Source organism: Bradyrhizobium amphicarpaeae (assembly GCF_002266435.3).
Lineage (GTDB): Bacteria > Pseudomonadota > Alphaproteobacteria > Rhizobiales > Xanthobacteraceae > Bradyrhizobium > Bradyrhizobium amphicarpaeae.
In genome coordinates this window covers 1607407-1622186 of the sequence record NZ_CP029426.2, presented here as the reverse complement: position 1 = coordinate 1622186, position 14780 = coordinate 1607407, and the positions used below count along the sequence as shown (strand labels likewise).

17 protein-coding genes are annotated in these 14780 nt (G+C 64.1%); 5 read left to right on the top strand and 12 right to left on the bottom strand.

Annotated elements, in window-relative coordinates; genetic code table 11:
• The first annotated feature begins 18 nt into the window (after positions 1–18).
• Positions 19–396 (top strand): hypothetical protein, encoded by a 378-nt coding sequence (locus CIT40_RS07850; protein WP_094895311.1) that lies wholly within the window; start codon positions 19–21, stop codon positions 394–396.
• A 28-nt stretch (positions 397–424) separates the two neighbouring features.
• On the opposite strand, the gene CIT40_RS07845 is transcribed toward CIT40_RS07850, so the two are convergent.
• Complete coding sequence (locus CIT40_RS07845; RefSeq protein ID WP_148667180.1) at positions 425–664, bottom strand: hypothetical protein; 240 nt, start codon at positions 662–664, stop codon at positions 425–427.
• 69 nt (positions 665–733) lie between these two features.
• Entirely contained in the window at positions 734–946 is a 213-nt protein-coding gene (locus CIT40_RS07840; RefSeq protein WP_244611925.1) for a hypothetical protein, read from the bottom strand.
• A 217-nt stretch (positions 947–1163) separates the two neighbouring features.
• Between CIT40_RS07840 and CIT40_RS07835 the strand changes: the two genes are divergently transcribed.
• On the top strand, positions 1164–2375 hold the full coding sequence (locus CIT40_RS07835) for a hypothetical protein (RefSeq protein ID WP_094895309.1): 1212 nt from the start codon (positions 1164–1166) through the stop codon (positions 2373–2375).
• 15 nt (positions 2376–2390) lie between these two features.
• Here CIT40_RS07835 and CIT40_RS07830 read toward each other — a convergent pair whose 3' ends face one another.
• The 3 genes from CIT40_RS07830 to CIT40_RS07820 all read right to left on the bottom strand — a co-directional run bounded on the left by CIT40_RS07830 (position 2391) and on the right by CIT40_RS07820 (position 3557).
• Entirely contained in the window at positions 2391–2669 is a 279-nt protein-coding gene (locus tag CIT40_RS07830; protein WP_244611924.1) for a hypothetical protein, read from the bottom strand.
• A 138-nt stretch (positions 2670–2807) separates the two neighbouring features.
• Positions 2808–3224, bottom strand: coding sequence for a hypothetical protein (locus CIT40_RS07825; protein WP_094895342.1), 417 nt, complete (start codon positions 3222–3224; stop codon positions 2808–2810).
• A 42-nt stretch (positions 3225–3266) separates the two neighbouring features.
• Positions 3267–3557, bottom strand: a complete 291-nt coding sequence (locus tag CIT40_RS07820; RefSeq protein ID WP_094895307.1) for a hypothetical protein — start codon at positions 3555–3557, stop codon at positions 3267–3269.
• 969 nt (positions 3558–4526) lie between these two features.
• Between CIT40_RS07820 and CIT40_RS07815 the strand changes: the two genes are divergently transcribed.
• From CIT40_RS07815 to CIT40_RS07805, 3 genes are all read left to right on the top strand, one after another.
• Positions 4527–4700: a hypothetical protein gene (locus CIT40_RS07815; protein WP_167443332.1), complete on the top strand. Its 174-nt coding sequence runs from the start codon at positions 4527–4529 to the stop codon at positions 4698–4700.
• A gap of 726 nt (positions 4701–5426) precedes the next feature.
• Complete coding sequence (locus CIT40_RS07810) at positions 5427–7013, top strand: EAL domain-containing protein (RefSeq protein ID WP_094895305.1); 1587 nt, start codon at positions 5427–5429, stop codon at positions 7011–7013.
• A gap of 138 nt (positions 7014–7151) precedes the next feature.
• Positions 7152–7517 carry a VanZ family protein gene (locus CIT40_RS07805; RefSeq protein ID WP_094895304.1) on the top strand — a complete coding sequence of 122 codons (366 nt, stop codon included), beginning with the start codon at positions 7152–7154 and terminating at the stop codon, positions 7515–7517.
• 46 nt (positions 7518–7563) lie between these two features.
• On the opposite strand, the gene CIT40_RS07800 is transcribed toward CIT40_RS07805, so the two are convergent.
• The 7 genes from CIT40_RS07800 to CIT40_RS07770 form a co-directional block, all read right to left on the bottom strand.
• Complete coding sequence (locus CIT40_RS07800) at positions 7564–8010, bottom strand: CHRD domain-containing protein (protein WP_094895303.1); 447 nt, start codon at positions 8008–8010, stop codon at positions 7564–7566.
• Between the two features lie 152 nt (positions 8011–8162).
• The gene (locus CIT40_RS07795; protein ID WP_244611922.1) at positions 8163–8375 is read right to left on the bottom strand and encodes a hypothetical protein; all 213 of its coding nucleotides are present in this window, start codon (positions 8373–8375) and stop codon (positions 8163–8165) included.
• A gap of 176 nt (positions 8376–8551) precedes the next feature.
• On the bottom strand, positions 8552–8998 hold the full coding sequence (locus CIT40_RS07790; protein WP_094895301.1) for a hypothetical protein: 447 nt from the start codon (positions 8996–8998) through the stop codon (positions 8552–8554).
• A gap of 141 nt (positions 8999–9139) precedes the next feature.
• Complete coding sequence (locus tag CIT40_RS07785) at positions 9140–10867, bottom strand: chemotaxis protein (RefSeq protein WP_094895341.1); 1728 nt, start codon at positions 10865–10867, stop codon at positions 9140–9142.
• A gap of 5 nt (positions 10868–10872) precedes the next feature.
• Positions 10873–11964 (bottom strand): protein-glutamate methylesterase/protein-glutamine glutaminase, encoded by a 1092-nt coding sequence (locus CIT40_RS07780; protein ID WP_094895300.1) that lies wholly within the window; start codon positions 11962–11964, stop codon positions 10873–10875.
• A gap of 17 nt (positions 11965–11981) precedes the next feature.
• Entirely contained in the window at positions 11982–12836 is an 855-nt protein-coding gene (locus CIT40_RS07775) for a CheR family methyltransferase (RefSeq protein WP_094895299.1), read from the bottom strand.
• Positions 12837–12966: 130 nt separating this feature from the next.
• Positions 12967–14766: a methyl-accepting chemotaxis protein gene (locus CIT40_RS07770; RefSeq protein ID WP_094895298.1), complete on the bottom strand. Its 1800-nt coding sequence runs from the start codon at positions 14764–14766 to the stop codon at positions 12967–12969.
• Positions 14767–14780: the final 14 nt, after the last annotated feature.

Genomic DNA, 14780 nt, shown 5'->3' with positions numbered 1-14780 from the left:
CTCGTGGAGTTGCCGAGCATGCGTGCAAGACCAATATTGTTGTCAGGTGTTGCCGTCGCTGCTTTCGCTGCATCCGGCCTCGCGGCGCAGGCGAGCCCTCTCTGCATCAAGGACCGGACGCCGTTCGCCTTGTCGCAAGATACGGTGAAATGGACGATGTCGATCGCGCCGGGGGCGGATTGCATCCAGGGACTGCGGTGGTCCTACATGCAGATCTTCGACGTGTCGGTCGTGAGCGGACCATCGCAAGGAGAATTGGCGGTTGTCGGGTCGGGCTTCCGCTATTCGGCGAAAAACGAAACCCGCGGCACCGACAAGTTCACGCTGCTGATCTCGGGAAAGAACCGCCACGATGCAGGGACCTCGACCTTGGAGGTCGAGGTCAACCCGCAATAGCTCGTCTCGCAACAAGTGAACGGCGCAGCTAGCGGCGGCTCGACGCGCTGCCCCGGGTTCTATTCCCGTGATAGGGCCGGGCGCGTCCACCCGAGGTGATGGGGGGCTCGATCCGGCTCGGGATGTTACGCGTCGCATTGGGGGGCGCCGGCTGCGACGGATTGACAATCGTCACGTTGCGGTTGGGCGTCGAAGGATCGTTGACGCCCTGGGCCCAGGCCGTAGCGGGTACCAGCAACGCGATGGCGATCAGAACTGGTCGTTTCATATGATATCTCCCGAGCAAGAACGTCAGGGAGGCGATCACCGTTCCTTCACGGTTCGTTGGGCGGCGGCCTCAGCGAGGAACGGCGACCAGCTTGCCGTCCCGCCAGACGCCTTGGGCCGACTTTCCGGCCGGAAGCCCCGTCACATGCCGTACCGCGGTCGGCCGGGACGCCGCTTGGGTTGTTTGCGCCTTCTTCGTCGGCGTCGTGATGATGCTGGAACTCGTGGTGTTGGCCTGATCCTTGATCCCCTGCGCAACGGCAGGCGAAACCAGGAACGTCAAAACCGAGAGGACTGCTAGAACGCCGCGCATGGTCGAACACCACGAAGGAGAGGAGCTTGGCGAAATGTCACAGGTTCTCGCCCAAAAGCAAGCACCTTCGAGCACCGAGCGAGGGCTTGGCAACCTTGGCAATCGAGGCGAAACGGCCTCATCTCGAGGCGTTTGAAGCGGAAAGACCTAGCGAAATAGCCTTATCCGGGCTACTTGATCGGCCTTGATGACCGACTCCGGTGACACCGCGGCAAACGCTCCCTCGACGCAGCAGATCAAGGCCGGGTTTATCCGTCTCCTGTCGAGCCGCATCCGCGCCGTATCGGACGATCCCCGGCAGATGCGGGAGATCGTCTACGAGCTGGCGCGCGTCAAGCTTCTGGAGCAATTCACCCACGCCGACGCGCGGGAATCTCGAGAGCTTCAGCAAGTTCTCGAACGCGCCATCAAGGAGGTCGAGCGTTCCTTCGAGCGCAACGCCGCGTCCGAGCCGCAAAAAATTACGGCAAGCGCCGTTCCGGCCTCCCCGCCGGTCCAATCCCCCGCTCCCCCACCCATTCCGATGTCGTCCCCCGTTTCGGCGTCGCCGCCCGTTGCGAAGGACACCGGAGCACCGCGCCGTCCAGTGGCCCCGCCGCGAAAGCCGGATCAACCCAAACGGAGCGGCGCCTTCACCTTTCTGCTTCGACTGGCCGTCATTCTCCTGCTCATGGCCGGTGCCAGCGCCGCGGTGATCTATTGGCCGCGGTTGAAGACACAAATGACTGCACTGTCACAATTGGCCCAGCCATCCGAACGCGCGCCAAGCGCCTCCGAGCCCCGGCCGACCGCCCCGCCCCCAGCCGAGAGCGCGAATGTTGAACGAGCGCCCGACATTGCAAAGGAGCCGGCGCCACCCGCACACCCCTCCATGCCCCTGCCGACCACGTTCGGCGTCTACGCGTTGAACGAGGGGCAACTGCAGGAACTGAAACCGGTCCCCGGAAAGATTCCGGACCGCCGCGTTGCGATCTCGGCGGCCATCAACACGCCGAGTGCAACGACCCTGACAAGCGGAGACGTCACCTTCATCGTGTTCAGACCTGACGGAAGCATCGAGGCAAGCGTGACCGAAGTTCGAGTCGTCGCGAAGGTGTCGAGGTCGCTGGGCGTCGACGCCTCCGGCAAGGCCGCCATGGTCAGCGCGGGCGATTCCTGGGTCATTCGCAGCATGTCCCACCCCTACAAGGTGGGACCGGTCGAGGATCAGCCGAGGATGCTGTTGCTGCAGCCGGAGCAGGACGGCTTCACGCTGTCACCCGGCCGCTACGTCGTCGTCGTCAAAGGCATGGGCTACGATTTCACCGTGGCCGGGACCGTTACCGATCCCAACCAATGCGTCGAACGCATCAATGCGGCCAACGGCGCGTTCTATTCGCCCTGCCCGCCGCCGCGTTAGATCGACGGGCGACGGCTACTTACTGGGCTTGCTGTCCTTGGGCGCCTCTGCCGGCGCGTCGTCGACTTTGCCGTCGTTCGCGACGCATTTTTGGTAGTATGCGCGCTGATCCTTGGCCGTTCCCTTGGTGCTGCCGGCCGCCGGGTTGCCGATTTGCCTGGGCGGATAGGCCTTGGCCACCGCCGCGTCACATGCGCGCGCCACTTCGGCCGTGATGGCCGACGCCGTCGCCGGCGCCGCCAATGTCAACACCCATGCCAATCCAACCAACCTTCGCATATCCCTGACCGGCACGTCGTTGCTCCTTCAAACATGAACGCTTGCCGAGACCATAGCAAAAAGGATCGAAGCACCAAACGGCAAAGCAGCACCGAATTGTCACTGTCTGCGTCGCGAAGGATGGCAAGCGGGCAGCAAGATCCTCGATGCCGGCTAGCTGTTGAGCTGCGGCGGCTTGAAATTCGGAAAGCGGGTGAGCATTGCGGTCTTGACGAACTTCAGGTGCGCAATGCTGCTGGCCAACTCCTTGAGCCGGCGCTGGCCGTTGGAGATGTCGGCCGCGAAGAGATCCTGGTGATGGTTGTCGAGCGCCTCACGCTCGAGATATTCATCGGTGCCGTTTCCGAAGGTAACGGATGCGCGTGCAAGTGCGTCATCGACGCGCCGGTTGAGGCCGGCCTGCTCGCTCTCCGCATCTCGGAGTGCCGTGTCGATCGCGGCCATGACGGCGCCGATCCTCGCGCGGTCGGTCTCCGCATCGCGCTCGGCCGAGCGGGCCTTGAAGACCTTGTCCTCGCGGCGGGAGCCGAGCAGGTTGTGTGCGCGCGCTCTCAGGAACAGCTGAAACATGTGGGCCATCCCCATTGTCGAAATCTAAGCCGCCACCATCGGTCAGGCATAGTTAACAAAGCCTAAATTTGGCGTCCGCTCCGTCTGGCTTCGTGCGATCCACACCCGCCAGGCGCCTTCGTGCTTGGAATAGAGCTCCAGCCATCGAACGTCGTCAACCGCGGCGGCTCGCTGGCCCATGCCGGTTTCGGTCACGACTTGCGGCGTCTCCGTCTCGGCGACATCCAGCGCTTCGAATTCCGCCGTCTCTTCCAGCGACAGGCCGATCAGAACGCGATGCCCCTGCCCGTCAACGAAATACCGGCGGGGCGCGTTGTGCCGTTGATCAATCATTTGAATGACCCTCGGTCATGATCCAGGGACCTGGAAGATCCTTCAGATGCCGACCATAGGTGCAAACAAACGCAATCGAGATGAGGGCGCAAGTTGTCGCCACCAGCAACGCAATGAGATACGTCATCTATGCCTACCTGCGCGCCCCGGAAAAATCGAGGCGGCCAAACGCTCGTCATGAACTGATCCGTCTTAGGCTGCCGTTCCAAGGCGCTCAAGGACGGCGACGAGTTAACCTAACCACACGTGGTTATTTCGACTTCGCGGCCACGACCATTCAGCGCGCTTCGCCGCAAGATTTAGGATGGCCGCTGGCCTCGACCGGTGTCCATCGCAGCAGGGGTATAGGGCGCATAAAGACGGTATCGCGCCGATCGCCTTTTCGAGCGCCACGCCCTTACACCATAGCCGCAGCCAAAACCCGCTGCGAAAATCGAAATCAAGACCAGTGCAGCTAACATTTGGAATGTTCCCACGTTTGCGGAACGTTCCTCCCGCGCTCATTTTCATCTTTTCGTTGTGTCGACTTCAAGATCGTGACCGCTGAAAGTTTTGTCAGACGAAGATGAAGTTTGTGCAACGTGATGCTTGAAGATTGGTCGGCGCACGGGGCGAAGAGCGCGGAGAAGAGGCGCAGTTCTTTTTACCAGAACTCGTTGCGCCGGCACCATGAACCCTCGTTCATTTGGCGCTTCAAACGTTGACCGGTGCGGAGAACGGCCGTCGGAGGACGCGCACCGGATTCGCCGGCGAAATACCGTGGTACTACGGAGCGTCACGCGTCGATTTCGTCGCGGTAAGGTTGAGCGGTTAGCTTAACCCGCGTTGTTTGTTGCGAAGTCTCACCGATCGCATATCCATCCTCGCACCGGGCTCCCCCAAGCCCGGCCCCACCCAAGCAAAGCCGTCGAGCGAACATGGGTCGCTTGGCGGCTTTGTCGTTGTCCCGACAAGAGGATCATTTCGGTTATGGCGCGCAAGCCCTGGTCGTTCAAAGAAGACCGCCGGCTCATGGAGCTGGCGAAGTCTTCGGCTTCGCTGGAAGAGGCGGCGAAAGTTCTCGGCCGCTCGCCTGATGCGATCAAGCGCATGGCATTGCGGCTTGGTCTTTCGCTGAAGCAGAAGACGGGCAAGAAGAGCTAGTCCTGGAACAGCTCGGGCCAGCTTTCCACGTCCGCTGCCGCGTCGACACCTCGGCGAACCCGTGCAGCTTTTTGCAGAACGGAACCAAAGCAACCATTGGATGTTTATCCAGACTTCGCAGTGAGGTCTGGCAGTGCTCCATTTTGCCATTTCCGCAATGTTGATTTGGCTGGCGGCCAATATCGCCTTCGTGGTGCTTCGGTTGCGGGCCACCCGCGATCCCGCCGCGCCACACAGCCACAGGTCCGACCAACCTTATCCAGGGGCCATTCACGCCCGCCCCCGGTGACGCGCCAAACGTCCCGCCTTCGGTCCGCCCGGCCGTCAGACCTAGTTGCGCGTCTTCTTCTGGGAGCCCATCCCGGGGCTCGTTCCGTAATTGGGTGTTCCCGTCCCCTTGAAAGCTCCACCCATGCTGTCCGAACCGGAATTCGTCGCGGTGCCGCTGCGGGTGGTGGGCTGATTGCCCGCCGGCTGGTCTTTTGTCCCCTGCGCGGAGGCCACGGAGCTTCCGACGATCAACGACAGGAGGAGGCTTAACGTCCTGATCATACTGCTCAACTTTCATGCTTAGGCCGCGCTGACCATCGGTCGGGCAAACCACTTGGTAGCCCTTCCAGGCCGGTCTGCCCGTTAAACCCTATCTTAGCCCTCGCTGGCTAGGATCAATTCCAAAGATAATTCCGACGCTCAGTCCCCCGCCTCTCCTCATTCCACCCGGACCGGATGAGACACCAGCGATCGAACCTTCCGTTTGCGGCGCTCGTCCTCGCGAGCACGATGGCGTTCGGCTTGGCTGGGCATTTCGCGGCAGAGGCCGTCATTCGCCATCAACAGGTGCATCAGCTCAACGAGTTGACCGAGATCGTTCTGCGCCGCTCCGAATTTGCGGTTGATTTTGCCGCAGCCAGCCTCGACGAGCTCGCCAAGCGCGATCTTGCCAGCTGCGCGCCGGCAGCGTTGCAAGCCATCCGGCTCCACGTCTACCAGCGCTCGGCGATCAAGGACGTCCGTCTCGTCAACCCGGACGGATCGGTGATCTGCTCGGCCTATTCCGAAACGCTCGAGTTCGACAAGGGATGGGCGGATCGCCGCGACATGCTGCCCTCACACGACAGGAAGCTCTCGCTGTTCCGCGTGGAACAGTTCGGCGGCGACGCGCTGGGCGTGCTCGGAGACGTCAATCGCAGCTCCGCGCTGGTCGCCATCGTCGGCCTCAACGCCGGCCTGTTCGATCTCATGCCCGCTGAGCTGCGCGCGCACAGCGACGTGATCCTCGCCTTGAGCAATGGCGAGAAGCTCGGCGAGTTTCGGCTCGATGCCGGCAAGCCCTTACAAGGGCCGATCAGCTTCGACAAGCATTCCACGCGCTTCCCGCTTCACGCCACGATCCGGCTCGAGCACGCGGTGCTGTCGAGCTGGAACAGCGAGGCTTATTGGCCGGCGCTCGCAGTCGCCCTTGGCCTTGGTGCACTGTTCGGCATCCTGCTGGCACGCAGCCGCCGGATGGAAGGGCCGGTCGCAGATCTCGATCGCGGCCTCGCGGCCGGCGAATTCAAGCCATACTACCAACCCATCTTCGACCTCAGGAGCGGCCAGATCACGGGCTGCGAGGTTCTGGCGCGCTGGGTTCGTCGGGACGGCTCGGTGGTGCCGCCGATGAACTTCATTCCGCTGGCCGAATCCAGCGGGCGCATCCAGGTGATGACCTGGCAGATCCTGAAATCGGCGCTCGCCGACCTGCATGGCGTGCTGAGGGCGGACAAGACCTTCAAGATGTCCGTGAATGTCGTGCCCAAGCACCTGCTGAGTGCCGGCTTCGTCGAGACGCTGCGCCGCACGGTCCTGGCAGCGCGAATCTCCGCACGCCAGATCGTGGTCGAAGTGACCGAACGCGACGAGCTCGACGATCTCGCGCACGCAGCAGCCGTGGTGGCCGAGCTGCGTGACCATGGCTTCCGCGTCGCCATCGACGACGTCGGCGTGGGCCACAGCGGTCTGTCGCGGCTGAAGGGGCTCGGCGCCAACACGATCAAGATCGACAAATTCTTCGTGGACACCATCACCGTGGATGCCTCGACCACGACGATCGTCGAGATGTTGGTCGCGCTCGCCAGGGACTTTCGGATGACGGTCGTTGCCGAAGGCATCGAGACGGAGGAGCAGCGCCATGCCCTGATCGCATCCGGCGTCGAAGAAGGACAGGGCTACCTCGTCGCCGCACCGCTGCCGTTTGCGAAATTCAGCGAGCTGGTCGATTCACGCCGCCGCTCCGCATCCGCAGCGCCGGCCGGCGACGTCCTGGTGGCCTGACCATCGTCCCCGGACGGACTCCCCGCCGGCGATTGCGGCCAGGTTTCAGGCAGTCCGCGATGCGGAAGATCGGCGGGGTCCTTTAACGATGTTCTCGTCTTTCGAAGCGGGACCGCGCCCGAGCGGCTATGGTGGGCCATGCGCCGTAATCACCTCATCGCAGCCGCAGGAATCTGTCTCGCCCTGATCGTCTATGCCACCTTGGCAAGGCTGGCGGGACGGCCGGCGCTGATGGGACATAGCGAGGCCTACTGGATCGTGGTCATCGAGCGCTTCAGCGCCTATGGCCTGCTGGGATTCCTGCTGGCCTTCCTGTTGCCCGGCCGGCTGGTTCTGGCTTGCTCGCTGGTCCTGGCCGTCGCAATGGGGCTCGAGGTTCTGCAAGCGCTGACCCCGGATCGGGATCCGGGCTTCCTGGACGTGCTGCAAAAGGCGGCGGGAGGAACCTTCGGTGTCATCCTCGCCCAGACGATCCTCGCCTTCCTGCCTCGGCCGCCAGCCTGAGGCTCAAGGCGCTGACAACGTCTTCAGCGCCTCCGGCGATCTCCCCCTACTTCATCATCTGCCCGCGCAATTCGCCGCCCGGGTTCGCGGCCGTATGAATGTTCGCGTACCACTTGCCGGCCAACAGATCCGCCGCCTGGGCATCCGTGAGCGTGGCGCTGCCCTGGATGGGACTCTGGACCGTCTTGAAGGGCAAGGCGATGCCGGCGTTCTTGCCCGCTTCACCCGGACCATGGAAATGAGCGCCTAGCGCCGGACCAGTCAGAGCGGCATAGGTGACCGTGTAGGTCAGGACTTTGCTCTGGGTGTCGAACGCGGCCTCAGCCTTGCCTGAACCGGAGGAACCGTTCGGAGGCACTTCATTGCTGCCCTTGAGGTCGGCCTGCAGCTTGACGACCTCCGCACGTGACGGCGCGGACGTGACGATAAGCATCCCGCCGAACATCACCGTTCCCGCCAGCGTTACGCCGACCCGATACCTGGCTTTCCTCATGGCATTCTCCTGCGGGCTCTCAGGCCCGTTAGGGTTGAAACCCCGGCCCCCGGCTTGAAATTCCGGAGACAGGACTATGCCTGATTCGAAAAGGCAGCGGAGATCGACGGGGGCTGCTCCTGCGGCGAGCCCGGCACTATGAGGCGCAGTGCTCAGGCCGCCCCGCGCTCGCGGAACCCGGTCGGTGTCAGGAGTTCGGCCATCTGCCTGTGCGTGCTCTGAAGCGCGGCGATGGCGCCGTCCAGATCGAAATCCGCTTCGCGCACCGAGGCGAAGAATTTGGCCGTCAGCGCGAGGTCAAGCTTGACGCGCGTTGCGCCGTCGCGGCTCTTGCGTCGGTCGAGCGACAGATGGATGGCCCGCATTCTGGCTTCTGCGGGCGGACAGTCGCAAAGCGTCGCCAGTTCGTCGTATGTCATCCAGATCTGAGGCATGTTTCGTCCGTCCTTGATTGCGGCCTCATCGTAACGTTCCGCGCCTAAATGCACCGTTGCCGCGGCGCGGTCGCAGCCCGCTTCGCTGCGATAGCGTCAACGCAAGACTAAGATGCGGGTGGCCTGGAAGGCACAGGAAACTGGCGCGGTCGCGAACGGCTGTCGAGACCCTTGGGCAATTTGTCATTGAGCTTCACGACGGCGCACCGAGCCTCCGTCGCCGGCGCTTCTTCCTGGCAGTAGATCAGCGTCACCTCGAACATCACGTCGGGCGCTTGCCTCGCCGTTCCGGAGCAGGTCGCCATCACACCGGTGCACACGCCCGAGAGGCTGACTTCGACTTCGTCCAGCCCGAACACGGTCGGCGGACCCTCGGCATAGCGCTGCGTGGTCAGGACGGCAGTGAAGCGCTGGTCGTCGTCGAACCGATAGGAGCCGCCATAGGTGATGAAGCTGTCGCTGCCGGAAATCCGTCCGTCCGCAAGATGCACGATACCTGTGCCCTGGCCGCGCGGGGTCCTGAACCAGGCCGCGTATTTGCCGTCTCGCATCATGGAAACACCCGTTGTAATATTCACTGGTATTTGCAACCAACTCTGGGGCGCGACAATGACCGACGCGGCGAGCATGCCGGCACGGTTAACGCCCCGCAAAGCCAACCCTTCAAATTGACACCGCAGCCCGCGACGGCGCCGTCAAAACAATTCTATGCCGTCATCCACGGTCTCGACCGCCTCGACCCGGCGCGTGGCGGCGATCGACGCCAGTCCGAGCGCTTGCAGGAATTCGCGATGAACGTCCCGCTCACGCTCCATCGTGTAGCGCGCGAAGAGATCGTCGAGGATCGCCTGATCCTGCAGCTCCGGCTGTAGCCGCTGCGCGCCTGTGCTCGCCGTCTCGAGCCGCGTGGCGACCGCAGGCAAGGCTGCGGAGCTGTCGCCGAGCCCGGTCATCTGCCCCTGAGCCGAGTTCATCAGCCGCTCGAATTCCGCGCCTTCGTCCACGAGCCGGCTCATCAGCTTGCCGAGCCGTTCATTGCCCGCCTCGACCTCGCGCAGCGCCTGAAGGATTTGCGGCTCGAGCTTGGCAAGCTGGGTGGGATCACCCTGCACGCGCAGCTCCCTCAGCTCATTCGCCGAGCGTTCGATAGCGTCGAGCACGGGCCGCAGGCGCCCGGCGCCCGCGGAGACCTGGTCGGCGGTCGCCTTGAGCTCGTTGGCGATCACGACGAAGGCGCTGCCGCGGCTGCCGAGATGGCTCGCCTTGAGGCCGGCATTCATTCCGATCAGCGTGATGTCGACGGTCGCCTCGGCAAGCCCGGCGATCGCCTGGCGAAATTTCGCCAGCGTGTCCTCGACGATCGCAAGCGCCTCGTCGACCGAGCGGCCCGCGCTCTCGCAGGTGGCGATCAGGGTCGAGGCGTGCGCCAGCGTCTGCTTGATCCGCGTCAGGAACGACGACGAGCCGCCGTCCTCGCCGCCGAACAGCGTGCGGCCGTGGCCGACGACGCTGCCCGCATCGTGCAGGATGGCCGTCAGCGCGCCGACGATCTGGCCGACGTCGCCGCCGAACTCGCGCTGGGCATCCCTGAGCTGGGCCGCCTGCAACCGGCAAATCGCACGCACGCCGTCGTCGCTCGTCACGGGCGTGGGAACGAGGCTCGGCGCGGATTGCGACGCAAGCCTGATGCCGTGGGACACGTGCTCGAGACGCTGACGCGTGCTGTCGCCCGCCTGCAGCGAGATGATGGCGCCGCCGACCGCCTCGGCGATCTTCCGGGTGCTGGAGCTGGCGCGGTCGGCCAGATGGCTGCTCTTGCTGCGCTGGTCGCGTAATCCTGAATAGGCCGCGCCGAGCTCGGCGCTCTCCGACACCAGTTGGGCCCGGTAGCGGCTCTCGAATTCCTTCTGCCGGCCGGAGGCGGTGGCGACCGCCTCGGACAGGCGCTGCTGGTCCCGCGCGCAGCCTTCGATCGAGCGCTGCACGGCCTTGCCGAGATCATAAGCTTCCTGGGTGAAGGCGAGAAAGCCCTCGCGGTCGCCGTCGAGCGAGGCCGCCTCGATCCGCGCGCTGCGCGCGATGATGGTGATCATGCCGATATGCTTGAACAGCGGCTTGAGCAGCGAGGATGCCTCTGCCGTGCTCTTGCCGATCGTCTCCAGCAGGGTGCTCTCCGCCGGCAGCGCCTGCGCCAGCTCGCTCAGCCGCGCGGCGATCTCCTGCAGCGCCGTTGCAGCGCCCTCGATCTCGGCGCCCGAGAGCTCACCGGAAAGCGTGGCGAGGCCCTGGTTCAGCTCCTTGAAGATGAGGTGGCCGCGTCCGAGCTCGTGGCCGACGCGCGCGAAGACGTCCTCGATGCGCGAGGAGACGTCCTCGATCGCGGCGGTTGCCTCGGTGAGCGTGTTGGCTGGAACGACAGACATGGCCATCAGCCTGCCACCGCGGCGTGTCCGGCCTGGTACCAGAGCATGATCTCTCGCGGAATGTGATGCAGCGAAACCACCTTCTCGACACCGCCATGGGCGATGGCTTCCTTGGGCATGCCGAACACCACGCAGCTCTCTTCGTCCTGCGCCCGCGTCGAGGCGCCGAGCTTGCGCATTTCCAGCATCCCGCGCGCGCCGTCGTCGCCCATGCCCGTCATGATGACGCCGAGCGCATTGGCGCCCGCATGCTGGGCCGCCGAGCGGAACAACACGTCGACGGAGGGGCGATGGCGCGACACCGGCGGGCCGTCCTTGATCGCGATCTGGTAGCGCAGACCGATGCGCTGAAGCAGCATGTGGCGGGCGCCGGGCGCGATATAGGCGCAACCCGGCAGCACCGGCTCGCCGTCCTCGGCTTCCTTGACCCTGATCTGGCAGACGCCGTCGAGACGCCTGGCAAAGGCCGCGGTGAACCCTGCCGGCATGTGCTGGACGATGACGATCGGCGGACAATGCACCGGCAGCATCTCGAGGACGTCGTTGAGCGCCTCGGTTCCGCCGGTCGAAGCGCCGATGCAGACGATGCGCTCCGTCGTCGGCCGGACCTTGCTCTGCACCGGCGGCGGGATGATGGCATCGGCTGTCAGCTTCTTCTCGATGGCCCGGCGTTCCGCACGCGGCCGCACCCGCGCGCGCGCAGCCGACTTCACCGCCTCACGCAACCGCGTCGAGCATTCGAGCAGCGCCTGCCGCGTGTCGATCTTCGGCTTGGGCACGATGTCGACCGCGCCCGCCTCGAACGCCTCGAACATCACGTTCGAGCCCTCCTCGGTCAGCGAGGAGCAGATGATCACCGGGATCGGGCGCTGCGCCATGATCTTGCGCAGGAACGTCATGCCGTCCATGCGCGGCATTTCGAGGTCGAGGATCATGACGTCGGGAATCTCGTCCTGCAGACGCCGCGCTGCCACGAACGGATCCGAGGCCGTTCCCATCACCTCGATGTCGGGGTCTTCGGACAGGATCGTGAGAAGGATTTGGCGCACCGACGCCGAATCGTCCACGATCAGCACGCGAACTTTCTGCTTCGGCATTTTAGGCGGCGCTCCGGCTAGACCTGGAAAATGGTTGGTTGAACTTGCTTCAGACCGGGTACTGCACTGTGGATCATCGATTCCGAATGCCCGACCAGCAGGTAACCGCCGGGCCGCAAATGGCTGCACAATTGCTCGACCACCTTGCGCTGCGTCTCCCGTTCGAAATAAATCAAGACATTGCGGCAGAAAATAATGTCGACGTCGCGGTCGACCGGGTAGGACTTGTCCATCAGGTTCATCCGCATGAAGTGCGTCATGCGCCGCAACTCGGGTACGACCCGCACCTCGCCGCGCGATTTGTCCCGCGACATCGAAAAATAACGTTTCACGAATGGCTCCGGCACCGGGCCGAGCACGTCGCGCGTGTAGATCGCGGTCTTGGCGAGACGCAGCACGGCGGTCGAGATGTCGGTCCCGAGAATGCGGTACTGGAAGCGCGAGCCGTTCCGCGTCATGTCGTCCAGCACCATCGCGGTGGTGTACGCCTCCATGCCGGTTGAGCTCGCCGAGCTCCAGATCTTCAGGTTCGCGTTCTTCCGTCCATGCGATTTGAGCAGGCCGGGAATCGCGACGTCGCGCATGAAGGCGAAGTGCTGCGGCTCGCGGAAAAAGTCGGTCTTGTTCGTCGTCACCACGTCGATGAGATGGGTGAGTTCGTTGTCGAAAAGATCCGCCTCGAACAGGTTGTCGACATATTCGTTGAGATCGGAGAAATTCAGCGCGCGCACGCGCTTGTGCAGCCGCCCCTCCAGCATCAGCCGCTTGCCCTGCGGCAGCTTGATGCCGACCTGGCCCTCGATCAATTCGGCGATGGTCCGGAAGTGGCGGTCCGACAGATGCACGGCCGTATCCTGCAGGGCGGGCATCACGTCCGCCTGCTCCGGGCCCCGATGGCCGCCTGTACTGAATGTCGGGCCGGACAGGCCATCTTGGATCCTAAACTCGTGCACAATTGCGGAAGCAGATCGGCCCCCGTCGGGGGCCGATCCTCGAAGCAGTTCAGCGCTGGAACTCCGCGTCCCGGTCATCCTCGCCGTCGTTCATGTCGAAGGCGAAGCCGCCGCCACCGGCAGCCTTCAGGGCACGGGCCGGCTTGGCCGCCGGCTTCTTGGCCGGCCGCTCGACCGCCGCCATGGTCGCAGCCTTGGCCCGCAACTGGCTCACCGCCCGGTCGATCGGCGCGGCCTGCCCCTTTCCGCCCTGCTCGATGCGGAAGTAAGCGATGGTGGACTGAAGCTGTTCGGCCTGCGAAGCGAGCTCCTCGGAGGTCGAGGACACCTGCTCGGAAGCGCTGGCGTTCTGCTGGCCGACCTTGTCGAGCTGCTGGATCGCCTGGTTGATCTGGGCCGAGCCGACGTCCTGCTCGCGGCAGGCCGCGGTGATCTCCTCGACCAGCTCGGCGGTCCTCTTGATGTCGGGGACGAGCTTGGAGAGCATCGCGCCGGCCTCCTGTGCCACCTTGACGGTGTCGGTCGAGAGCGTGCCGATCTCGGCTGCGGCCGCCTGGCTGCGCTCGGCGAGCTTGCGCACTTCGGAGGCGACCACCGCAAAACCCTTGCCGTGCTCGCCGGCGCGGGCGGCCTCGACCGCGGCGTTGAGCGCGAGCAGATCGGTCTGGCGGGCGATCTCCTGCACGATCGTGATCTTCTCGGCGATGGTCTGCATCGCGTTGACGGCGCGGCCGACCGCGGCACCGCTGGCTTCCGCGTCCTTGGCCGATTGCGCCGAGATCTTCTCGGTCTGGCTGGCGTTGTCGGCGTTCTGCTTCACGTTGGAGGCCATCTCCTCCATGGAGGAGGACGCTTCCTCGGCGGACGAAGCCTGCTCGGTCGCGCCCTGCGAGAGCTGCTCTGCGCTGGCCGAGAGTTCCTGGCTGCCGGCGGAGACGTTCTGCGCCGCGGTCAGGGCTTCCGACACGATCTGGCGAAGCTTCTCCACCATGCGCTCGAGCGCGAGACCGAGCGTGTCCTTGTCCGACAGCGGCTTGGCTTCGACCGTGAGGTTGCCATGCGCGATCTCGTTGGCGATAGCAGCGGTGGCGTTCAGATTGGCTGTCATCGCGTTGAGGGATTTGACGAGATCGCCGATTTCGTCGTTGGCGACGTTGTCGATCTTCTGGCTGAGATCGCCGATTGCGACGGCATCTGCCAGACCGACTGCCTTGGCGAGCGACCGGCTGATGTTGATGGAAATCCAGATCGCACCGACTGCGGCAACGATCAACGAAACCACGACCAGGACGATGAGGATCAGCTGGGCACGGCGGCTGTCTTCCTGAGATTGCGCGGCCTGCTCCGCCATCTGCCTCTTGGTGTTCGTGACATAGGCACCCATCGCTTCCGTCGCGTCGGCGACCACCTTGCGCCCGTCACCCATCGATCGCTCGGTCGCCTTCGTCTTGTCCGTCTTCGCCAGCCTGATCGTCTCCTCCTGATAGGCGTTCATCCTGGCAAAGGCGCTGGCAAAGTTGTCGAGCAGCTTCTTGCCGCCTTCACTCGCCATCGCATAGACCTCGTCCTTGGTCTTCGTGGCGTCGTCGCGGAGCTTGGCTGCGTTCGCGGCGAATTCATCGGCCTCGGCCGGCGTTCCCAGAATGGCGTTCTTTTCGGCCCGGAGCTGCTGGAAGATGATCTTCTCGACTTCGGCTGCCTTCTCCATGCGCTTGGCACGAAGCACCATGGACTCCGTGGTCGCGGCCATGTCGGACAATTTCATGTAGCTGACGGCACCGGCCACAATGAACAGGAGGATGACCATGCCGAAGGCGCTAGCGAGCTTGGCTTTGACGGTGAATCGCATTTCAGTCTCGTTGG